Source organism: Amycolatopsis sp. 2-15 (assembly GCF_030285625.1).
In the GTDB taxonomy this organism is placed as follows: Bacteria; Actinomycetota; Actinomycetes; order Mycobacteriales; family Pseudonocardiaceae; genus Amycolatopsis; species Amycolatopsis carbonis.
Genome location: NZ_CP127294.1, coordinates 3629176 through 3649450, shown reverse-complemented (window position 1 = coordinate 3649450; position 20275 = coordinate 3629176). Strand labels below are relative to the sequence as shown.

Annotated in this window: 19 protein-coding genes and 1 pseudogene; 8 read left to right on the top strand and 12 right to left on the bottom strand. The window is 71.0% G+C overall.

All coding sequences use genetic code 11. The features are described from left to right. Nucleotides 1–289: 289 nt before the first annotated feature. Entirely contained in the window at nucleotides 290–1480 is a 1191-nt protein-coding gene (locus tag QRX50_RS17965) for a S1C family serine protease (protein ID WP_285973082.1), read from the bottom strand. Nucleotides 1481–1827: 347 nt separating this feature from the next. Here QRX50_RS17965 and QRX50_RS17960 point away from each other — a divergent pair, with 347 nt between their 5' ends. Continuing rightward, nucleotides 1828–3297 (top strand): aldehyde dehydrogenase, encoded by a 1470-nt coding sequence (locus QRX50_RS17960; RefSeq protein WP_285973081.1) that lies wholly within the window; start codon nucleotides 1828–1830, stop codon nucleotides 3295–3297. A 66-nt stretch (nucleotides 3298–3363) separates the two neighbouring features. Beyond that, nucleotides 3364–4359, top strand: a complete 996-nt coding sequence (locus tag QRX50_RS17955; protein ID WP_285973080.1) for a DUF3800 domain-containing protein — start codon at nucleotides 3364–3366, stop codon at nucleotides 4357–4359. 210 nt (nucleotides 4360–4569) lie between these two features. Here QRX50_RS17955 and QRX50_RS17950 read toward each other — a convergent pair whose 3' ends face one another. After that, nucleotides 4570–4986: a DUF5709 domain-containing protein gene (locus tag QRX50_RS17950; protein WP_285973079.1), complete on the bottom strand. Its 417-nt coding sequence runs from the start codon at nucleotides 4984–4986 to the stop codon at nucleotides 4570–4572. A 122-nt stretch (nucleotides 4987–5108) separates the two neighbouring features. Between QRX50_RS17950 and QRX50_RS17945 the strand changes: the two genes are divergently transcribed. After that, complete coding sequence (locus QRX50_RS17945) at nucleotides 5109–6200, top strand: VanZ family protein (protein WP_285973078.1); 1092 nt, start codon at nucleotides 5109–5111, stop codon at nucleotides 6198–6200. A 97-nt stretch (nucleotides 6201–6297) separates the two neighbouring features. Here the strand turns inward: QRX50_RS17945 and QRX50_RS17940 are convergent, their stop codons facing one another. Further along, nucleotides 6298–7143 carry a galactose-binding domain-containing protein gene (locus QRX50_RS17940; RefSeq protein WP_285973077.1) on the bottom strand — a complete coding sequence of 282 codons (846 nt, stop codon included), beginning with the start codon at nucleotides 7141–7143 and terminating at the stop codon, nucleotides 6298–6300. 12 nt (nucleotides 7144–7155) lie between these two features. Next, nucleotides 7156–8736 (bottom strand): alkaline phosphatase D family protein, encoded by a 1581-nt coding sequence (locus tag QRX50_RS17935; RefSeq protein WP_285973076.1) that lies wholly within the window; start codon nucleotides 8734–8736, stop codon nucleotides 7156–7158. Nucleotides 8737–9284: 548 nt separating this feature from the next. On the opposite strand from QRX50_RS17935, the gene QRX50_RS17930 reads away from it, so the two are divergent. Further along, nucleotides 9285–10748 carry a DNA-3-methyladenine glycosylase 2 family protein gene (locus QRX50_RS17930; RefSeq protein WP_285974494.1) on the top strand — a complete coding sequence of 488 codons (1464 nt, stop codon included), beginning with the start codon at nucleotides 9285–9287 and terminating at the stop codon, nucleotides 10746–10748. Between the two features lie 11 nt (nucleotides 10749–10759). On the opposite strand, the gene QRX50_RS17925 is transcribed toward QRX50_RS17930, so the two are convergent. The 5 genes from QRX50_RS17925 to QRX50_RS17905 all read right to left on the bottom strand — a co-directional run bounded on the left by QRX50_RS17925 (nucleotide 10760) and on the right by QRX50_RS17905 (nucleotide 15844). Beyond that, entirely contained in the window at nucleotides 10760–11659 is a 900-nt protein-coding gene (locus QRX50_RS17925) for an alpha/beta fold hydrolase (protein ID WP_285973075.1), read from the bottom strand. Between the two features lie 1002 nt (nucleotides 11660–12661). Next, entirely contained in the window at nucleotides 12662–13486 is an 825-nt protein-coding gene (locus QRX50_RS17920) for an isocitrate lyase/PEP mutase family protein (RefSeq protein WP_285973074.1), read from the bottom strand. Nucleotides 13487–13551: 65 nt separating this feature from the next. Beyond that, a complete protein-coding gene (locus QRX50_RS17915) occupies nucleotides 13552–14568 on the bottom strand; it encodes an alcohol dehydrogenase catalytic domain-containing protein (RefSeq protein ID WP_285973073.1) in 1017 nt (338 codons plus the stop codon). 67 nt (nucleotides 14569–14635) lie between these two features. Then, entirely contained in the window at nucleotides 14636–15262 is a 627-nt protein-coding gene (locus tag QRX50_RS17910) for a peptide deformylase (protein WP_285973072.1), read from the bottom strand. A gap of 15 nt (nucleotides 15263–15277) precedes the next feature. Beyond that, nucleotides 15278–15844, bottom strand: coding sequence for a TetR/AcrR family transcriptional regulator (locus tag QRX50_RS17905; protein WP_285973071.1), 567 nt, complete (start codon nucleotides 15842–15844; stop codon nucleotides 15278–15280). Between the two features lie 119 nt (nucleotides 15845–15963). Here QRX50_RS17905 and QRX50_RS17900 point away from each other — a divergent pair, with 119 nt between their 5' ends. Continuing rightward, the gene (locus tag QRX50_RS17900; protein ID WP_285973070.1) at nucleotides 15964–17172 is read left to right on the top strand and encodes a cysteine desulfurase-like protein; all 1209 of its coding nucleotides are present in this window, start codon (nucleotides 15964–15966) and stop codon (nucleotides 17170–17172) included. On the opposite strand, the gene QRX50_RS17895 is transcribed toward QRX50_RS17900, so the two are convergent. Continuing rightward, nucleotides 17150–17320, bottom strand: a complete 171-nt coding sequence (locus QRX50_RS17895) for a hypothetical protein (RefSeq protein ID WP_285973069.1) — start codon at nucleotides 17318–17320, stop codon at nucleotides 17150–17152. The two genes, QRX50_RS17900 and QRX50_RS17895, sit on opposite strands and share 23 nt — an antisense overlap. Before the next feature lie 93 nt (nucleotides 17321–17413). Between QRX50_RS17895 and QRX50_RS50580 the strand changes: the two genes are divergently transcribed. The 3 genes and pseudogenes from QRX50_RS50580 to QRX50_RS17880 all read left to right on the top strand — a co-directional run bounded on the left by QRX50_RS50580 (nucleotide 17414) and on the right by QRX50_RS17880 (nucleotide 18896). Beyond that, on the top strand, nucleotides 17414–17743 hold the full coding sequence (locus QRX50_RS50580) for a helix-turn-helix domain-containing protein (RefSeq protein ID WP_353074124.1): 330 nt from the start codon (nucleotides 17414–17416) through the stop codon (nucleotides 17741–17743). Continuing rightward, nucleotides 17667–18136, top strand: a pseudogene (locus tag QRX50_RS49530) (MmyB family transcriptional regulator). Before QRX50_RS50580 ends, QRX50_RS49530 begins: the two are co-directional and overlap by 77 nt. Nucleotides 18137–18161: 25 nt before the next feature. Beyond that, on the top strand, nucleotides 18162–18896 hold the full coding sequence (locus tag QRX50_RS17880) for an enoyl-CoA hydratase-related protein (RefSeq protein WP_285973066.1): 735 nt from the start codon (nucleotides 18162–18164) through the stop codon (nucleotides 18894–18896). Here the strand turns inward: QRX50_RS17880 and QRX50_RS17875 are convergent. Further along, nucleotides 18893–19405 (bottom strand): LmrA/YxaF family transcription factor, encoded by a 513-nt coding sequence (locus tag QRX50_RS17875; protein ID WP_285973065.1) that lies wholly within the window; start codon nucleotides 19403–19405, stop codon nucleotides 18893–18895. The two genes, QRX50_RS17880 and QRX50_RS17875, sit on opposite strands and share 4 nt — an antisense overlap. Beyond that, nucleotides 19347–19988: a GNAT family N-acetyltransferase gene (locus tag QRX50_RS17870; RefSeq protein WP_285973064.1), complete on the bottom strand. Its 642-nt coding sequence runs from the start codon at nucleotides 19986–19988 to the stop codon at nucleotides 19347–19349. Before QRX50_RS17870 ends, QRX50_RS17875 begins: the two co-directional genes overlap by 59 nt. Nucleotides 19989–20275: the final 287 nt, after the last annotated feature.

The window sequence follows — 20275 nt, the reverse complement described above, 5'->3', positions numbered from 1 at the left end:
CAAGATCACCCTTGCCCTGCTGCGCAGAACTGTAGGACAGCACCCGAGGCCGTCCACACGAGGTGCACCGTCCGCGACCACCACCCACAGTGGTCGCTTCGCACCCCGCGACAGTCAACCCTTCCCCTGAACGGACGAATGCCATCACAGGGGGCAACCCGCACCTTCGGCCACGGACGGTGCCCGTTCGTCCCTCACGCCGACCCGGTTTCGGTGCGCTCGCCGACCTCGCCACCACGCTCGGTGACGAGAATGACCGGCACGTGCGCCCAGGCCCCGGCCGGCGCACTCAGCCGATCGGACCACTCACCGAGACCAGCGTCACCATGGCCGTTTTGCCGCCTTGCCCGGCGACCGTCACCCGCAGCTTGTCGCCCGGGTGGTGGGTGTCCATGAGGGCGATCAGCGCCGTCGCCGAGGTGACCGGTTTGTCGTCGATGCCCACCACGAGCAGGTTGGCCTTCAGTCCCAGCTTGGCCGCCGGCCCGCCCGCGACCACGGACTTGATGAGCGCACCCGTGCCGTTGCCACCGTCGACCACCGTGAGGCCGACGAACGCGCTGGGTCCGATGTGGATGGTCTCGGACGCCTTGCCCTCCAGGATGCGCTTCGCGATGTCGGCGGCCGCCGTGATGGGGATCGCGAAGCCCTCGTGCGGGCGCAGGCCCTTGTCGAACACGTACCCGGCGTTCGCGGCCGTGTCGACTCCGATCACGTGGCCCTGGGTGTCGGCGAGCGGTCCGCCGGAGTCGCCCGACTGGATGTCGGCGTCGACCTGGAGCAAGCCGGTGAGCGTCTCGGTGGCGCCGGTGACCTCGTCGGCCGCGGTGACCTGCTGGCCGAGCGCCGTGACCTTGCCCGGCGACGCGCTGGGCGGCCCGCCCAGGCCACCCGCGTTGCCGATGGCGACCACCCCGTCGCCGATCCTGACCGAGCCGGATTCGCCCAGGGTCGCCGTGACCAGGCCGGCCGCGTCTTTCAGCTTGATCAGGGCGATGTCGTGGCTGCGGTCGTAACCCAGCACGGTGGCGTCGTAGCCGCGGCCGTTGCCGACGTCGGTCACGTGCATCGCGGTGGCGCCCTCGACCACGTGGTTGTTGGTGAGCACCAGGCCGTCGTCGCTCAGCACGATGCCCGTGCCCGCCGCGCCACCGCCCTCGAGCCCGAGCTCCACGTCGATGTCCACCACCGCGGGGCTCACCTTCGCGACCACCGACGCGACGTCGAACGCCGGCTGCGTCCGCACCGGGGTCACCGGCGGCGCGGGCGGCGCCTTCGGTCCCCACGCGTAGTGCCCGACGGCGACGCCGACGAGCACCAGCAGCACCACCAGTCCGAGTGAGATCAGCACGGCGCGCAGGGGCCGCTTGCGCTTCGGCGGCTCCTGCGGGTTCGGCGGCGGGGCCGGGACCTGCGGCAGTGCCTCTTGCTGCTGGTGCGCCCACGGCGCACCGAGGGGGGCGTCGGTGTTCTGGCTCATCTTCGGTTCCCTGCCGCTCGCATCGGACAGCACACGTGCATTGCTCACACCGCCTCGATCGGGGAACAGTACTGGCAGGCCCGCCTGGAGGTGGGTTACGTTCGAAGTGATCTTCCCAGCCTGCTCCTCTCACCAGGTCGGCACACGCGGCGGCTGTGCACTGGGATCACCGCCTCCGGCGCCCGACCGCCCGGCCGTCGGGAGTGCGGTCCGTTGACCGTGCTCCCGACGGCCCTGGTCCATGGCGTCCTTTGTGGACACTTTCGCCGATCGGCTGAAACCGGGGGTCTGGTGCCTCCTCGCGCGCGGACGTACCGTCCGAAGCGAGACCGAGGAGAGGTGGGGCTATGCCCGAACACTTCAAGATGCTCATCGGCGGTCACGCCGCCGACGCGATCAACGGCAAGACGTTCGAATCCCGCAATCCCTACACCGGCGAACCCTGGGCCGTGCTCCCCGACGGCGGGCCCGAGGACGTCGACGCCGCCGTGCGCGCGGCCCGCGCCGCCCTCGACGGCGAGTGGGGCTCCGCGACGGGGTTCACCCGGGCCGCGCTGCTGCGCCGGCTCGGTGACCTGATCGGCGAGAACGCCGAACGGCTGGCCCGCCTGGAGGTCAACGACTCCGGCAAGCTCCTGCGCGAGATGCTCGGCCAGCTCACCGCCCTGGGCGGCTGGTACCACTACTTCGCCGGCCTGGCGGACAAGATCGAGGGGCGGCAGATCCCTTCGCCCAATCCGAACTACCTCGTGTACACCAAGCGTGAGCCGGTCGGGGTGGTCGCGGCGATCACTCCGTGGAACTCACCGCTGCTGCTGCTGACATGGAAGCTGGCGCCGGCGTTGGCCGCCGGGTGCACGGTGGTGGTGAAACCTTCGGAGCACGCGCCGGTGTCGACGCTGGGGTTCGCTTCTTTGGTCACGGAGGCCGGGTTTCCGCCTGGAGTGGTGAATGTCGTGACCGGACTTTCGCGCGAGACGGGCGCCTCTCTGGCCGGTCACTCCGGCGTCGACAAGGTCGCGTTCACCGGATCGACGGCGACGGGCCGGGCCGTTGCGCGGGCGGCGGCGGAGAACCTGGTGAAGGTGACCTTGGAGCTGGGCGGGAAATCGCCCCAGGTCGTGTTCCCCGACGCGGATCTGGAGGCGGCCGCGAACGGGATCGTGGCGGGCGTTTTCGCGGCCACCGGGCAGACGTGCATGGCGGGTTCGCGGTTGATCGTGCACGCGGACGTCCACGACGAGCTGGTGCGGCTGGTGGCCCGGCGCGCCGCCGCGATCCGGCTGGGCGATCCGACCGCGGCCGAGACCGAGATGGGGCCGGTGGCCAACGAGCCGCAGTACGAGAAGGTGTTGTCGTACTTGGAAACCGCGCGGGCCGAGGGAGCGACGGTCGCGTATGGCGGTGTCGCGGATCCCGGCCTGGGTGGGTTGTTCGTGCAGCCGACGGTGCTGACCGGCGTCACGCCGGAGTCGACGGTTTACCGGAAAGAGGTGTTCGGGCCCGTTCTGGCCGCGTCGACTTTCACCGATGAGGACGAGGCGGTGAAGCTGGCCAACGACACGCCTTACGGTTTGGCCGGCGCGGTGTGGACCAAGGACGTGCACCGGGCGCATCGGGTCGCGGGGCGGATCCGCGCCGGGACGGTGTGGATCAACGCCTATCGGGTGGTTTCCCCGTCGGTTCCGTTCGGAGGCTTCAAGAATTCCGGCCTGGGACGGGAGAACGGGGTTCACGCGGTGGACGAGTACCTGGAGGAAAAGGCCGTCTGGGTGGAGCTGACCGGAGGGACGCGGGACCCGTTCACTTTGGGTTGAGTCCCATGTGGACTGTCTCTTGAAAACCCCGTGCGCCGGTGACTCGGGCCTGGCAGGATCTTCACAGTGCCCGGGACGATTGCGTGCGACGAGTCCGGCTCCGAGGGCGTGAACCTCATCGGGGCGAACACGGACGTCTTCGCGCACGCCGGCGTGCGGGTGGACGTCGGGGCGGCCGCGGACTGCGTCGGGGAGCTTCGGGATCGGATCGGTTCGCCGGCCGTGGAGTACAAGGCGAACCACCTGCTGCGCACCAAGAACCGGGCGGCGCTGGTGTGGTTCTTGGGGCCGACGGGGCCCTTGGTGGGGCGGGCCGGAGTCGTGCTGGTGGACAAAGCACTGTTCGTCACCGGGAAGGTGGTGGATCTGCTCGTCGACCAGGTGCCCTACCCCGACTGCCTCGCCCGCCGACCGGACTCCCGGACGCCGACGCTGCACCACGACGGCCTGCGGCTGCATGGGCCGCGGTGGGTCGAGTTCCTGCAGTCGTTCACCGCTTTGCTGCGGACTTCGCAGCGGCGTGGTCCCGGGGTGGCGCCTTCGGAGTTCTTCGCTCAGCGTGATGTGTTGAGTTCGCTCGCGCGGGTGCCGCGGTACGGCGGTCCCCTGCCCGCCGGCCCGTCGCCGCTTGCGTCGAACGGCCTCGAACACCCGCAGCCCGGGTCAATCCGCCTCGAGCCCCCGCGGATCGACCCATCGCCGGCGAGCGAGCACCTGACCGAGCTGCGAGATCAGCTGCTCGCCGACCCGTCGCTGGTACCACCACTCGACCCACTGATGCCGGCCCTCGTCGACACGGTCACCCACTGGCACCCCACCACCGTCATCCACGACGAACAACCCTCCCTCACCCCCGCGCGCCTCGCGACCCTCCTCGGGCCCACCCCCGACATCCGCTTCGTCGACTCCCGCGCCGACCCGCGCGTCCAACTCGCCGACTTCCTGGCCGGCGTCACCCGCCGCCTGGCCGAAGACGCCCTCCACCACCGCGGGGACCCGGAGCTCACCGCGCTCCTGCGCCCCTATCTGCTGCCTCAGTCAATCTGGGCCGCGGAGCTGTGAAGGGCAACGCCGCAGGGACTTTCGGGCATTTCGCGAAGCTCGGTCGGCCGTCCGCGGGCGACCACTACCCGCCGCTACGACCGCCGCCGATCGGTCGAACGGTCCCTTCACGACGCTGTCGACTCCACAGAGTCACGCCCCTGCGCAACACCCGCTGGGACTCCGCTCACCAATCCGAGCACGTCATGACCGGTCCCGTCACCACCCGGATCAGTCGCGCGGCGTGACGATGTGCACGGCGGCCTCTTCGGCGGAGGCAGCGCCGCCGTCGATGCCGGCGTCGGAGGCATAGAGCTCTTCATCGGTGTCCGGGCCGAAGCCCGCGTCTTGGGCGACGAGGCGGCCCGCGCGGGCGTCGCCGACTTCGTCGTCCAGGAGTTCGCCGTCGGTGTCGGTGGTGTCGCCGAGGTCGTCGCTGTCGTCGTAGGCCAGGTCGGGCACCTCGCGCGCGAGGCGGCCCTCCCAGCTTTCGCCGGCGAGCTCCTCAGCGGCGGTCATGCCCCACTCGCGCACGGCCAGCGGCTTCTCCGGCGGCGAGTAGCCCTCGTCGTACGGGTCGCCGTCCTCGAGCGTGTCTTCGGGGTCGAGCACGCCGGTGTCGGCGTTGTCCTCGATGTCGTCGTCCACGAAACGGCTCCTCTCTCCGGGCCCTCCGCGTGCAGATTACGCACCGCTGCCAGTGTCCCTCGACCGGTGGGTCCCGGCGAAGATCGCTACCCTCGGGCGCGCCTACGGAGGTGGAGGGGTCAGTGACACAGTGGAGCGGGCCGACGTTGCTGGCCCTGTTCGGCGGCTTCGGCCTGGCGTTCGTGCTGGTGGTGCCTTACGCCGTCCTCAGCTATCGCCGGCGCGGCGAGTTCGGCCCGGGGCGCGCGATCGCGGCGCTGGGGTTCCTCGTCTACTGCTGCGCGCTGATCACGTACACGCTCGTGCCGACGCCCGTCGTCGACGCCGCCTTCTGCGCGAGCCACGAGTCGCTGCGTCACCCCGTGGTGAATCCGCTGCAGTTCGTTTCGGACATGAAACAGTTCCACACCGGACTCCTCGGCAACCCGGCGCTGCGGCAGGTCCTGTTCAACGTCGCGCTGTTCGTGCCGTGGGGCTTGTTCATGCGCCGCCTGTACCGCAAGGGCCCGGCCTTCGCGATCGCCACCGGGTTTCTCGTTTCGCTCTTCATCGAAACCACGCAGCTCACGGGCGTCTGGTTCCTCGTCGACTGCCCCGACCGCCTCTTCGACACGGGCGACCTCCTGTCCAACACCCTCGGTGCCGCGGTCGGCGCCCTGGTCGCCCCGGTGCTCGGCCGCCAACACGAACGCCTTGACGCCAAGGACCCCCGCCCGGTCCGCAGCGGGCGTCGCCTGTTCGGCATGCTGCTGGACCTCATCGCGGTGACGCTGCTGGGCGTCGCGCTGAACGTCGTCGTGGTCGCCGTCCAACTCCTGCGCGACCCGGACAGGTTTCGTGGTCCTGGCGATCCCGTGTTGAACGCGCTGCTCGGCGAGTGGTTGCCTGCGTTGGTTTTGCTGCTGGTGGTCCCCCTCGCCGGGAACGGCGCGACGCCGGGGCAGCGCGCGGTGCTGCTGACGGTGGCGAACTCTGCTGACGAAAAGCCTTCGGTGCTGCAGATGGTGGTGCGGTTCGTCTTCGGGTCGGGCGGGTATTTCGTCGCGATGGGGGTCGCTACGGCGAGCGCGCAGCCTTCCACGCTGACTGGGGTGTGGATCGTGGTCAGCGGCCTGTTCGCGATCTTCACGCGCGGGCATCGCGGCCTGACGGGATTGTTGGCGGGGTTGCGGGTGGTGGATGCCCGGCGTGAACGGGAACGGGTTTCTGCCTGACTTCGCCCGCGCGACACGGCACATCCTTCAACGACATGCCGACTTCCGTCTATATAGGACTATTCGGCGCGGCGGACATCCGACCGAGCCGGACCCGTCAGCTGGAGTAAGCCTCCAGCTCCACAATCCGCGAATACGCATGATCATTCGAATCCAACACCACGATCTGCACCCCGTCAGCCTGCACCGCCGGGAACGTCGACGTCACCGACCCCGAGGTGTTGCCCCGCACCGAAGCCACCGTCTGCCAGGCGCCGGCGACGTGGGCCTGGACGTCGAAGTCACGCAGGCCGTACTTGGCGGCCGGGTACTTCGCGGAGTCCAGGGTGGCGGTGACGACGCGGGCGACCGCGCCGGCCGAGGGCAGGGTCACGGTGTAGTTGTCCGGGAACACGGACTTCGTGCCGTCGTTCCAGCCTGTGGTGGTGGACCAGTGGTCGCCGTCCGCGTCTCCGTCGACAGCGCCGCACGGGGAGAAGCTGCCGTTGGTGGACGACGGGGTGGCTTGTTCGCCGAGGAGGAGGTTGTCCCCGGGGCCCTTGGGAGGTAAGGGAAGGACGTCGACCGGGACGGACAGGCGAGCGCGGTCGGAAGACAAACCCACGGTGTAGTGGCCGGGGCGAGCGGAGCGCGGCACGGTGACTCCGACGCGGACCGACACCGGTTGACCGACGGGCAGCCAAGACGAGAACATCCGCCGGTCGAGAACCAGGGGCCGAGGCGCGGAAAGCTCCATGTCCGCGTACACCGAGCCGCGGCCGTTGTTCGTCATGCCGACGGTGAGGGCACTCGGCAGGCAAGGCAGGCCGACGACCTGGATCTGCCCGGGGGTGGCGGACAACTCCAGAGCGGGCGTGGCCGGGCTGCTCTGCGCGCCGGTCGCCAGTGCCACGCCGAGCACTACGACAGCGCCGGCGGCCACGGCGAGGTGACGTCGCTGCATGGGGATCTCCTGTCAGTGGACGTGGATGGCGGGGACGCGATCTTCCACGGTGAGCTTCGCGCGCGTGGTGACCTTGCCGTCGCGGATGGAGACCTTGTCGACCACGCGGTAGTCGGCGGTCCACTCGCGCGGGGTGACCTCGCAGCGCACGTAGCCGCGCTGGAAGTTGCCGAACTTGACGTGCGGGTTCTCGTCGAGGATCGTCTGGCCGCCGGCGTCGAGGTCCATGCCGTCCTGGCCCGACGTGATCGAGGTGCCGACGAACTCCGTCGCCACGACCGGCGAGCTCGGGTCCGCGTAGTCGGGCCGAAGCTCCGAAGCGACGCTGCGGTGCAGGTCGCCCGCGATGCTGACCAGGTTGCGCACCTTGCGGTCCTGCGCGCCGCCGAGGATGCGCTTGCGGGAGGCGACGTAGCCGTCCCACGTGTCCATCGGCACGAGCACCGGCGGACCCGCGGCGGTGTCGAGCTGCGCGATCGCGGTCTGGTGCGCGAGCACCTCCCAGCGCGCGGAGTGCTGCGCCATGCCGTCGAGCAGCCACTTCTCCTGCGCCGCACCGGTGATCGTGCGGTTCGGGTCGAGCGAGTCCGGGTTCGGGGCCTTGATGCCGTCGCCCGCGGCCTGGTCGTCGCGGTACTGGCGGGTGTCGAGGACGTTGAAGCGGATCAGGTCGCCGTACTGGAACCGGCGGTACATCTGGATGTCCGGACCGGTGGGCAGCTGCGTCGTGCGCACGGGCTGGTGCTCCCACCACGCGCGGAACGCGTTGGCGCGCCGCACGAGGAACTGAGCGACGGGGTCGTTGTTCTCCGAGATGTCGCCGGCCCAGTTGTTCTCGACCTCGTGGTCGTCGTTCGTGATGATCCACGGCGCGGCGGCGTGCGCGGCCTGCAGGTCGGGGTCGGTCTTGTAGAGGGCGTAGCGGCCGCGGTAGTCGTCGAGCGTCGTGGTCTCGCGCTGGAAGTCCACGGCCATGTCCTGCTTGCGCAGGCCGCCGTCGGCGCCCACGCCGTACTCGTAGATGTAGTCGCCGAGGTGGAAGACGACGTCGTGGTCCTGCTTCGCCATGTCACGGTAGGCGGTGTAGAAGCCCTCGTACCAGGCCTGACAGCTCGCGTACGCCAGCGAGACGGCGGGCACCGACTGGTGCGCGGTCGGCGACGTGCGGGTGCGGCCGACCGGGCTGGTGTGCCCGCCGACGTGGAAGCGGTAGAAGTAGTGCCGCCACGGCCGCAGCCCGCGGACGTCCACGTGCACGCTGTGCGACTCCTCGCGCCGGGCGAGCGCGTTGCCCGAGCGGACGATCCGGCGGAACCGCTCGTCCTCGGCGACCTCCCAGCGCACCGACACCGGGCGGTCGTTCATGCCGCCGAACGGGTCGAGCGGTTTCGGCGCCAGGCGCGTCCAGATCACGACGGCGTCGGGCAGCGGATCGCCGGAGGCGATGCCGAGCGTGAACGGGTAACCGGGCACGCGGTCGGTGTCCACGGTGGTGGCGCCGGAGGCGGTGATGCCGGGCAGCGTGCCGGCGAGCGCCAGCGCGGCGGCGGCTCCGGTGACGGTGAGGAACTTGCGTCGCGTCGAGTTTTCCACGTCGCTCCGATCCAGTGCGGTCCCGGCGGTCGTGCCCGCGGGAGGGCGGACGGCCACACGCGTGCGGCACGGTGGTGGTGCTCACCGTCGGCGGCTTCCCCAGTCGCTGCTTCGCCGGTGGAGCGGGGTTGAAATGTGTCAAGACGGGCCGGCTTCGTGCGTGGTTCGTCCCGCGATGGGCACGTTATCCGGCCGTCGGCGCACCGTGAACGATCACGGCGGTGAATTCGAGCTGAAGTCTGGGGAAGGTTGTCAGCGGTAGCACTGAGTGACCATCGGAGACGACAAATAGTGCCACCGGAATTGTTTTCCGGTGGCACTATTTGTGGTATTCAGATCAGACGAACAGCACGCAGCCGGCCTTGTCGTCGAAGCTGTTGTTCGAGAAGTCGGCGCCCACGAGCACGTCGAGGACCGGCGAAATGTGCTTCTTCATTCAATCGCCTTCGGGGAAAAGTGACCCGTGGCATTCGCCGAGTGTGACACTCGGTGGGGTGGTGTCGCATTCCCGCCAGGTTTTGTCGGTGCCGCCGGGCAGACTGGCGGGCGTGTACGAGGACATCGAACGCTGCGTGCGCGCGGTGCAGTCGAAGGACGCCCGGTTCGACGGGTGGTTCTTCACGGCCGTCGTCACCACCGGTATCTACTGCCGCCCGAGCTGCCCGGTCGTGCCGCCGAAGGTCGAGAACATGCGTTTTTACGGCAGCGCGGCGGCGGCGCAGACGGCCGGGTTCCGCGCGTGCAAGCGTTGCCGGCCCGACGTCACACCGGGATCGCCGCTGTGGAACGAGCGCGCCGACGTGGTCGCCCGCGCCATGCGGCTGATCGCCGACGGAGTGGTCGACCGCGAGGGCGTAAGCGGGCTCGCGGCGCGGCTCGGGTACAGCGTGCGGCAGGTCGAGCGGCAGGTCCACGCCGAGCTGGGCGCCGGGCCGCTGGCGCTCGCGCGGGCCCAGCGCGCGGAAACCGCGCGGCTGCTGGTCGAGACCACCGAGATGCCGATGGGCGACATCGCGCACGCCGCGGGGTTCTCGAGCATCCGGACGTTCAACGACACCGTACGCCAGGTGTTCGCCCTTACACCGAGCGAGCTGCGCTCGCGGGCGTCCGGCGCGCCGTCTTCGCCGGGGGCGCTGTCACTGCGCCTGCCGTTCCGCGCGCCGCTGTGCCCCGACAACCTCTTCGGCCACCTGGCGGCCACGGCCGTGCCGGGCGTCGAGGAATGGCGCGACGGCGCGTACCGGCGCACCCTGCGCCTGCCGCACGGCCACGGCATCGTTTCGCTGGCGCCGACGCCCGACCACATCGCGTGCCGCCTCGGCCTCACCGACCTGCGCGACCTGTCGGCCGCCATCAGCCGCTGCCGGCGCCTGCTGGACCTCGACGCGGATCCCGTCGCGGTCGACGCGCAGCTCTCCTCGGATCCGGCGCTGGCCCCCTTGGTCGCGAAGAACCCCGGGCGCCGGGTGCCGCGCACGACGGATCCCGAGGAGTTCGCCGTCCGGGCCGTACTGGGGCAGCAGGTGTCGACCGCCGCGGCCCGCACGCACGCCGCCCGCCTTGTCACGGCCCATGGCACGCCCGTCGACGATCGCGAGGGCGGCCTGGGTTTCCTCTTCCCCACTCCGGCCGATCTGGTGGGCCTGGATCCTTCGTCGCTCGCGATGCCGCAGTCTCGCCGTCGGACGCTGCTGGGCCTCGTCGCCGCCCTCGCTGCGGGCGACCTCGACCTTTCGCCGGGCGGCGACTGGGCTCGCGCTCGCGCCGAGCTGTCGGCACTGCCGGGGTTCGGGCCGTGGACGGTGGAGACCATCGCGATGCGGGCGCTGGGGGATCCGGATGCGTTCGTACCTGCGGATCTGGGGGTGAAGCTGGCCGCTGCGGCGCTGGATCTGCCGACCTCGCCTTCGGCCCTGACCCGGCATGCGGCGGCCTGGCAACCGTGGCGGGCCTACGCGGTGCAGTACCTGTGGGCGACGGGTGATCATCCGATCAACTATCTGCCGGCGTAGGTGCCGGAACCTCATGGCTGCGGGGCGAGGAAATCCAGGACGGCCTCGGCGACGGCGTCGGGGGCTTCGAGCCAGGGGACGTGGCCGACGCCCGGCAAGGTCACGCGGTTCGTCGTCGGGAGGGCGGCCTCGAGGGAGTCCACGGCCCAGCGGGGGCGGATGTCCTGGTCGCCGTCGACGACGAGGGCGGGAGTGGGCAGACCACGGCAGGCCGCGATGAGCTCGGCTTCGGTGGGGGACTGGCGTTTTTCCTCGGTGTTGATGGCGGCGTTGCAGTCGTAGTTGATCGGGAACCACGGTGTGGCCATCCGCTCGGCGTGAGTGCGGGCGGTCGACGGGTCGGGGAAGTCGGCGGACCATTGCAGGACAGCCAGTTCTCGGTCCTCGGCCGGAGTGCGGGCGCGGGAGTTCAGGTCCCTGAGCCGTGGCAGGTCCTCGCCGAGGCGGGCGGCGAAGTCACGTTCATAGGCCGGGTGCCAGGCGCGGCCGAGCCCGGTGCCGGACACGTAAACCAGCTTGGTCACGTGCGCCGGGTGGGCCAAGGCGTATCGCAACGCCAACGTCGCTCCCCAGGAATGGCCCAGCACGGCGGCCCGGGCCAGCCCGTAGTGGCGGCGAACGGCGTCCAGGTCGGCGATCGTCCGCGCGAGCGAGTACGGGCCGCGGCGCTCCGAACGGCCACACCCGCGCTGGTCCCAGCGGATCACGCGCAGGCGGGTGGCCAGCACCGCAGCGAGGTCGCCGAACATGTCCCACAGTCCCGGCCCACCGTGACACACGATGAGCGCCTCGCCCTCCCCGACGGCCGTCGTCCAGAGGCGGCAGCCATCGCCGGCCTGGATCAGGGTGCCAGGGTGATCCGGTTCCGCGGGGACGGCAGGGGGCGCGACTGGGTATTCCGCGCCGTTCACCCGTGCATCCTCCTCGTGAGTTTGCGCTGGGCGAACCACGCTGCTCGGTTCCGCATGGTTCACGCGGCTCAAACCCGCGGGATCGACGCGGTCCCGCGCCGCGGGATCCACGCTGTCCCTGCGGTGAGGTCCCTGGGAATCCGTGCGGCCCGAACCCACACGATCGACGCGATCCACCCTCGCGCGACCCATGCGGTCCACGCGGCGAGATCCCTCGGGATCCACGAGATCCACGTCATCCGAACCCGCGCGACCCATGCGGTCCAGCCCCGCGCGATCCGCACGGCGAGATCCCTCCGGATCCACGTCGTCCGAACCAGCGTGACCCATGCGGTCCAGCCTCGCACGACCAGGCGGTCCGCGCGGCGAGATCCCGCGGGATCCACGTCGTCCGAACCCAGACGGTCCACGCGATCCAGTCCCCCGGAGCCCGCGCGTTCCGAAACCGCGTGGTCCACGCGGCTCGGTACCTCCCCATCCGTGCGGCTCCAACCCGCGCAGTCCACGCGATCCAGTCCCCCGGAGCCCGCGCGTTCCGAAACCGCGTGGTCCACGCGGCTCGGTACCTCCCCATCCGTGCGGCTCCAACCCGCGCAGTCCACGCGATCCAGTCCCCCGGAACCCGCGCGTTCCGAAACCGCGTGGTCCACGCGGCTCGGTACCTCCCCATCCGTGCGGCTCCAACCCGCGCAGTCCACGCGATCCAGTCCCCCCGGAATCCACCCGGCCCGGACCCCTGCGGTCCGCGCCGGTCGGTTCCCCGCAGTCCACGCGGCCCGAACCCGCACCATCGGCGAGGCGAAGACCCTCGGAATCCAGCGGCTCGAACTCGTGTGGTCCACGCGGTCCAGCCCCGCGGGATCCGTGCGATCCGAACCCGTGGGATCGGCATCAGTCGACCCCTGGTGATCCATGCGGTTCAGCATCGCCCCCAGCCGCCTCCGGCAGGGGTGGGGACAGAGCGCGGCTACACGGCTGTCACCTCCGCCCAGCCGAAGGCCCTCACCCGAACAAACCGTTCAGAGTGCCGAAGTCCATCGCGGAACCCAACTCGTCGTAAGTGCCCGCGCCGAGTAGTTCCTGGGTCGCGCGGAGGGCCACGGCGTAGGCGCCCTGGGCGACGGCTGTGCCGACGGTGACGCGGCGGACGCCGGCGGACGCGAGGTCCGCCACCGAAGGCGCGCCCGGGCCGGCCATGGCGGCGACCGGAAGCGGTGAAGCGGCCGTCAGCTCACGAAGCACGGCCAGGTCCACCAAGCCCGGCACGAAGATGCTGTCCACGCCGGCCTCGGCGTAGGCCTGGGCGCGCGCGAGCACGTCGTCGAAACGGCCCTCCGGTTCGCCGACGCCGAACAAGTAGACGTCCGTCCGGGCGTTGATCCACAGTTCGGGCAAGCCCGCCGACGCGGCGGCCGCGCGGCCTGCGGCCAGACGCGCCGCCTGGACCTCCGGAGCGAACAGCGAGAGCGTGCCCGCCCGGGAGTCCTCCAGGTTGACGCCGACCGCGCCGGCGCCGATGACCTCCTCGACGGTGGCGGCGACGTCGGCGGGGTCCGGGCCGTAGCCGCCTTCGATGTCGGCCGTGACCGGCACCGAGACGGTCCGGACGATCTGCCGCACGGCAGCCGTCATCTCAGTGCGCGTCAGACGCTGGCCGTCGCCGCGGCCGAGGGCCCACGAGACGCCGCCGCTCGTGGTGGCGATGGCCGGCGCGCCGGCGTGCTGGATGACGGCCGCGCTGCCGGCGTCCCAGGCGTTCGGCAGTACCACCATCGGCTGGGCGTGCAGCTCTCTGAACGCCTTTGCCTTGTCCTGCAACGATTCCATGTGATTCCTCCCAGTCGAACCCGAACCGGGAGGACGCTAGCAGCGGGCACCGACAAAAACTCGGCTCAGGCCGCCAGGTCGAGGACTATGCGAAAGCGCGCCTGGCCCGACATCATGCGCTCATACGCCTTCGGGGCCTCGGTCCACGGGACGATCTCGTTCATCGGCCGCACGCCGCGGGCCTCGGCGAAGGCGAGGCCGTCCTCGTTCTCGATGGCTGATCCGGTGAGACTGCCGGCCACCGTGCGCGTGCCGAAGATCAGGTCCGCGGTACCGATGGACAGCGGGTCGGGCGCCGCGCCGACGACCACCAGCCGCCCGCGTGGCGCGAGCCCCGCGACCAGCGGCGACATGGACGCGCCGCTCGAGGCCGTCGCGACGATCGCCGCCGCGCCGCCCAGCTTCTGCAGCTGGGCACCGGGGTCGCCGGCGGTGCTGTCGAGGTACTCGTCGGCGCCGAGGCGCGTGGCCAGCTTGGCCTTGTCCGTGCCACGCGCGATCGCGGCGACGCGGTAGCCCAGCGCCTTCGCGTACTGCACGCCGAGGTGGCCCAGCCCGCCGATCCCCTGCACCGCGACCAGCGAGCCGGGGCGCGCGTCGAGTTTGCTCAACGCGCTGTACGTGGTGATCCCCGCGCACAGCAACGGCGCGGCGTCCGAAGAGGACAGTCCATTCGGGATGCGGACGAGGCCGGTGGTGCGGGCGTAGGTGTATTCGGCGTACCCGCCGTCGACGTGCGTGCCGGTCCACGGCTGGTCGGTGCAGTTGACGAAGTCGCCGCGGCGGCAGTACTCGCACTCGCCGTCCTGGCCACCCAGGTAACCGATGCCCACGCGCTCGCCGACCCGCCACGCCCGCACACCCTCGCCGACGGCGTCGATCACCCCGACGATCTCGTGGCCGGGCACCCGCGGCACGTCCGGGTCGGCGCGCAGCCCCTCGACCGCCAGCACGTCGGAGTGGCAGACACCGCAGTACTCCACTTTGACCCGGACCTGCCCGTACGACGGCGCGACGAGCTCCCGCTCGCGGAGCGCGAACTGGCGGGTTCCGGTGACTTCCAGAGCTCGGTAAGTTGTCATGAATTGAATATGACCGGTCGTCTTAGAGACTGTCAAGAGGCGGCCCCGAATCAGGCACGCGGGTTTCTCAGGGCAGGTCGAAACCCAGCTCCTTGGCGGCGTCGACCGGCGTCGGCTGCGCCCATCGCTGTGCCACGGACTGGTGCGTCGACAGCGAACGCAGCTCCGCGCGGTCGAGGTAGAGCACTCCGCCGAGGTGGTCGGTCTCGTGCTGGACGATGCGCGCCGGCCAGCCCGCGAACTCCTCGTCGACCGCCGCGCCCGTCTCGTCCTGCGCCTCGAGCCGGACGCGCAACGGCCGTGCGACCACGGCCTGCCACCCGCTCACGCTCAGGCACCCCTCGAAGAACGCGACCCGCTCCGCGCCCAGCGCCGTGTAGCGCGGGTTCACCAGCACGCGGAACGGCAACGGGCCGATCCCGCGCGCCGCCAGCACCTCCGGCGGCGTGTTCGGCCGTTCGTCGTCCTCGACCACGGCGAGCTGCACGGGAAGCCCGATCTGCGGCGCGGCCAGCCCGACGCCGGGCGCCGCGTGCATCGTCACCTTCATGCCCTCGATCAGCCCAGCGAGCGCGGCTTCGCTCAGCTCGCCTTCGTAAGGCGCCGCGGCGATGCGCAGGACCGGGTCACCGGCCTGGACGATCGGCCACGGGAGCGGCTGGGCGAGCAGTTCGTCCACCAGGTCGGCGAGCACGCTGGGGGCACCTTCCTACAGCAGGGAGCCGAACACCACGTCGAAGAAGTCGTCCAGCGGGGCGACACTCTTGGCCACCTTGGTACGGATGATCGCACCCTCCCAGGCGTCGAGGACGAACCGCCCGAGCAGCTCCGGGTCCTTGTCGCCCTTGACCTCGCCGGCGGCCTGCGCCTGGCGGATGGAGTCGGTGATGCTGTCCGACCAGTGCGTGAGGCTCTCCCCGACCTGCTTACGGATCACCGGACTGTGGTCGGCGCGCTCGGAACCCATGTTGCCGATGAGGCAGCCGCGGGTGAACTCGTTGTCCACCAGCACGTCGCGCATCACGGTGAACCGCGCGCGCAACGTGTCGAGCGGCCCGAGGTCGCCGTGGCCGTCGCGCCAGCCGGAGCTTTCGGCGTAGCGCGCGACGACTTCGGCGCCGAGGTCTTCCTTGCTCTTGAAGTGGTTGTAGAACGACCCCTTGGGCACGCCGGCCGCCCGGGTGATGGTGTCGACGGAACACGCGGCGAAGCCGTGGCGGTGGAACTCGGTGACCGCAGTGTCGACGATCACCTCACGAACGCTGGGACGTGGCATCTCTTGATTATATGACCGGTCGTCTCAGCTGTCGACCAAGCCCAGTCGGCCAAGCCCAGCCGACCAGGACCGGAGCCGAGATCCACGGCCGATCTCGCACCCGCCTGATCGCTTCCGGCATGCTGGGCTCCGTGGCCTACGACGTGAACGCGATCCGCAAGCACTTCCCCGCCCTTGCCGAAGGGGCGGCACACTTCGACGGGCCCGGCGGCTCGCAGGTACCGGACGTGGTGGGGGAAGCCGTGGCGGCGGTCCTCTGCTCCGCGATCGCCAACCGCGGCACCGTGACGCGGGCCGAGCGACGGGCGGACGGGGTCGTGCGCGAGGCGCGGCAGGCGGTCGCCGATCTGCTGGGCGCGAAGCCCGAGGGCGTGGTCTTCGGCCGCAGCATGACGCAGGTGACGTACGACTTCTCGCGCACGCTGGCCAAGACGTGGGAAGCCGGGGACGAGGTTGTCGTCACACGGCTCGACCACGACGCCAACATCCGGCCGTGGGTGCAGGCAGCGGCCACGCGCGGGGTCACCGTGCGGTGGGCCGACTTCGACCCGGCCACGGGTGAGCTGCCGGTCGAGGCGGTCACATCGCTGCTGACCGACAAGACGCGGCTGGTGGCCGTCACGGCGGCGTCCAACCTGCTCGGCACGCGGCCGGACGTCGCGGCGATCACGGCGAAGGTGCGCGAAGCCGGAGCGCTCAGCTACGTCGACGGGGTGCACCTCACCCCGCACGCCACCGTGGACATCGCGGAACTCGGAGCCGACTTCTACGCCTGCTCCGCGTACAAGTTCCTGGGCCCGCACCTCGGCCTCCTCGCGGCCTCGCCCGAGCTGCTGGAGACGCTGCGGCCGGACAAGCTCGTGCCGTCCAGCAACGCCGTGCCGGAGCGGTTCGAGCTGGGCACCCTCCCCTACGAGCTGCTGGCCGGCACCACCGCGGCCATCGACTTCCTCGCGAACCTGGTGCCGGCCGAGGGCACGCGGCGCGAGCGGCTCGCCACGTCGCTGGCCGCGCTCGAAGTCCACGAGCAGGAGATGTTGCAGCGCCTCGACGACGGGCTCGCCGCACTGCCCCAGGTCGTCCGCTACGGCTCCCCCGGCCGTGAACGCACGCCGACCGTACTGTTCTCCGTGACGGGCCACGAGCCCAAGGCCGTGTACGAACACCTGGCAAGCCACCAGGTCAACGCGCCGGCCGCGAGCTTCTACGCCATCGAGTGCTCCCGCCACCTCGGCCTCGGCGACGCGGGCGCGGTCCGCGCGGGCATCGCGCCGTATACGACGGCGGCCGAGGTCGATCGCCTGGTCAGTGCGGTAGCGGAACTCTGACCGCCATTCCGCGCACGCAGACCGCGCGGATGTCGTGGATGGCGGCCGGGTCAGTGAGCGGCTTGCCGCCCACCGCGAGGACGTCGTGGTCGAAGCCCGGCGCCAGGCGGCCCTTGCGGTGGCCGCGCCCGCGCACCCCGGCGGCCACGGACGTGACGGCACGAAAAGGTGTCCACTGTGGACATCCCGGACAGCTCCAGCAGGTGCACGGCGTGCCGCAGGACGTCGGGTGGCTTGACCGGTGCCGGGACCGCGGCGCCAGGAGGTCGCTTTGCCGGCGAACGTGAGCGACGACTACCTCGTGCGCCTGGAGCAAGGCCGCACCACCAACGTCTCGCGCGGGGTGCTCGAATCGCTCGCCGACGCGCTGCGGCCGGCGCCGGGCGCGCGCGAGTATCTGCTGACCATCGCCGGCCGGCCGGCCGGCCCCGCCCGTCGGGGCGGCCCGGGAACAGACGCGGCGGTTGATCGCGTCCCTCGGCCTGCCGGCGTTCGTGGTCAGGTGCGCGCTCGACGGGCCGGCGTGGCACCCGGTCGCGGCCGCGTTGTTCGCGGAGTCCGGCGCACTTGAGCCGGCACGGCGCAACATGGCGCAGATCGTGTTCCTCGACCCGGACTACCGAGCCATGGTCGCCGACTGGCCGGAGGCGGCGCGCGAGTGGGTGGCGTACCTGCGCCGCGATGCCGGGCGCTACCCGGACGACCCGCGGCCGGCCGCGCTCGTCGAGGAGATCTCGGCGGCCGACCCGGACTTCCGCGCATGGTGGGCCGACCACGGCGTGCGGATGGCGGGTTCCGGCGCAAGACGTTCCGGCACCAGCGCCTCGGGCCGGTGACGGTGGACTCGCAGCGCCTCGGGGTGGAGACCGGCCCCGGGCAGTTCGTGGTGGCGTACTCGGCCGAGCCCGGTTCAGCGCCTGAAGCGGCGTTGCGCAGCCTCGCCGAGACGGCGTTGACCGGCTGAGTTCCGTTGTGGAACTCTCGGGGGCATGAGCATCGACGTCGTGGCCGGCGAAGCCGTCACCACCGTGACGATCAACCGTCCGGACAAGCGCAACGCGCTGACCACGGCCCTGTACTCGGCCCTGGCCGAAGCGCTGGAGACCGCGGCGACGCCGATCATCGTCCTCACCGGCGCCGGCGGCACGTTCACCGCGGGCAACGACCTGGGCGACTTCCTCGCGCACGACGAGGGCGGCGGAGACGCCACGCCAGTGCGGCGGTTCCAGGAGGCGCTGCTCGCCACGCGCGCGGTGGTGGTCGCCGCGGTCGACGGCCCGGCCGTCGGCATCGGCGCGACGCTGCTGTTGCACTGCGACCTCGTGTACGCGACCGAGCGCAGCTACCTGCAGTTCCCGTTCACGTCGCTGGGGCTCGTGCCGGAGTACGGCAGCAGCTTCGTGCTGCCGCGCCTGCTCGGCCCGCAGCGCGCCGCCGAGCTGCTGCTCTTCGGCGACCGCGTGCCGGCCGCCGAGGCGCACCGCCTCGGGCTGGTCAACGAGGTGCTGGCCGACGCGGCGGCGCTGGAGGCCCGCGTCGCCGACCGGACGGCCGCCTTGGCCGCGCAGCCGGCTTCTTCACTCGTCCTGACGCGCGAGTTGCTGCGCGATACCGAGAACACCAGCGTGCGCGGGCGGATGGACGTGGAGTCGCAGCACTTCGCGAAGCTGCTGCACGATCCGGCGACCGTCGCGAACCTGCGCGCGAAGCTCGGCCGCCGCTAGGCGAGCTTGCGGCGACGCTTGTCCACGGCGCCGTCGAGCAGGGGCCGCAGCTCCTCGACGATCGCGTCGAGCGCGGCAACGTCCTGCTCGGCGCGCGCGAGCACGATCGCGCCTTCGAGCGAGCTGATCATCAGCACGGCAAGGGTTGCCGCGCGCGAGGGTGATACGCCCATCTGCTCCAGTGCTTCGACGAGCGGTTTACGCCATTCGGCGAATGCGCCGGCCGCGCTCTCCCGCAGCTTTTCGCTCATCGCGGCGGAATCGGCGACCGTGGCGACGATCGGACAGCCATTCCCGAATCCCCGGTCGGCGAATTCGGCGCGCCACGGCTCGACCATCGCGGCGAAGAGGTTGCCCGGCGTCGCGTCTTCCAGCGATTCGGCGTTGCGGCGTACGCGGCGCGCGGCGTACCGGCCGGCCCAGGCGACCGCTTCCGCGACGAGCTGCTCCTTACCCCCGGGGAAGTAGTGCTGCAGCGATCCCCGTGGCGCGTTCGCGTGGGCCACCACGTCCCGCAGGCCCGTGCCGCCGACGCCCTGCGTCCGCAGCAGCTGCGCGGCGCTGAACACCATCCGGTCCCGCGCCGGCCTCTCCGACTCCGCCATCGACGACCTCCTTCATGACGCTGGTCATGCTAGTCGGCACGACCCGTTCGAACTCCTTCTCGCCCCGCTCGAACGTCGGGACCGGGTGGAAGCCGTGGGCACGCAGCAGGGCCTCGGCCGGCGCGTTGCCGACCTGGACGGTGGCGTGCAGCGTCCAGCCGGCCCAGCGCGGGTCCTCGGTCAGGCCGCGCACGAGCGCGCTCGCGATGCCGCGGCGGTGCCAGGCGTCGGCCACGAGCACCCCGAGCTCGGCCCGGCCCTCACCCTCCGGCACGAGGTTGACCAAGCCGACCGCGGCGTCGCCGAGCTTCGCGACGAGGGCCGTGCCGGCGAGCAGGAACGAGCGGTAACGCACCAGAATCCAGGCCGGCGCCGGGCGCCCGGGCAGCGTGAAACGCCACGCGAGGCTCTCCGGCGAGCACGCTCGCACGAGGCTTTCGACGGCGCCGGGGGTCGCCGGCTCCACGGTCATTATGACAGCTGTCATGGCCCATGGTTAGCACGGTTTCCCTGATCGACTCACTATGACGGCCGTCATAGTGAGTGCTCACGCTTCCGACACGGCAGGCCCCGACCGAGACCCACACCGCCCAGCCGAACGGTGGGACGTGACCGGTTCCGGGTAATGCGATTTCACTTCCCGTGTCCGCCATCACCCGGTGCGCTGAAAATACCGGCAATTCATGCGTGGAACACAATCTGTCGGGCCGTGAGCCTTATCGGGTGAAAACCGTTCCCAAAACCTTCCGGCCTCGTGGTTCTTCCCTATCTTCT

Bases quoted from the DNA above. Each gene is read 5' to 3' on its own strand.
- QRX50_RS17965 (WP_285973082.1), bottom strand. From the start codon at position 1,480: ATGAGCCAGAACACCGACGCCCCCCTCGGTGCGCCGTGGGCGCACCAG.
- QRX50_RS17960 (WP_285973081.1), top strand. From the start codon at position 1,828: ATGCCCGAACACTTCAAGATGCTCATCGGCGGTCACGCCGCCGACGCG.
- QRX50_RS17940 (WP_285973077.1), bottom strand. From the start codon at position 7,143: ATGCAGCGACGTCACCTCGCCGTGGCCGCCGGCGCTGTCGTAGTGCTC.
- QRX50_RS17920 (WP_285973074.1), bottom strand. From the start codon at position 13,486: ATGGAATCGTTGCAGGACAAGGCAAAGGCGTTCAGAGAGCTGCACGCC.
- QRX50_RS17915 (WP_285973073.1), bottom strand. From the start codon at position 14,568: ATGACAACTTACCGAGCTCTGGAAGTCACCGGAACCCGCCAGTTCGCG.
- QRX50_RS17905 (WP_285973071.1), bottom strand. From the start codon at position 15,844: ATGCCACGTCCCAGCGTTCGTGAGGTGATCGTCGACACTGCGGTCACC.
- QRX50_RS17900 (WP_285973070.1), top strand. From the start codon at position 15,964: ATGCTGGGCTCCGTGGCCTACGACGTGAACGCGATCCGCAAGCACTTC.
- QRX50_RS17880 (WP_285973066.1), top strand. From the start codon at position 18,162: ATGAGCATCGACGTCGTGGCCGGCGAAGCCGTCACCACCGTGACGATC.
- QRX50_RS17870 (WP_285973064.1), bottom strand. From the start codon at position 19,988: ATGACAGCTGTCATAATGACCGTGGAGCCGGCGACCCCCGGCGCCGTC.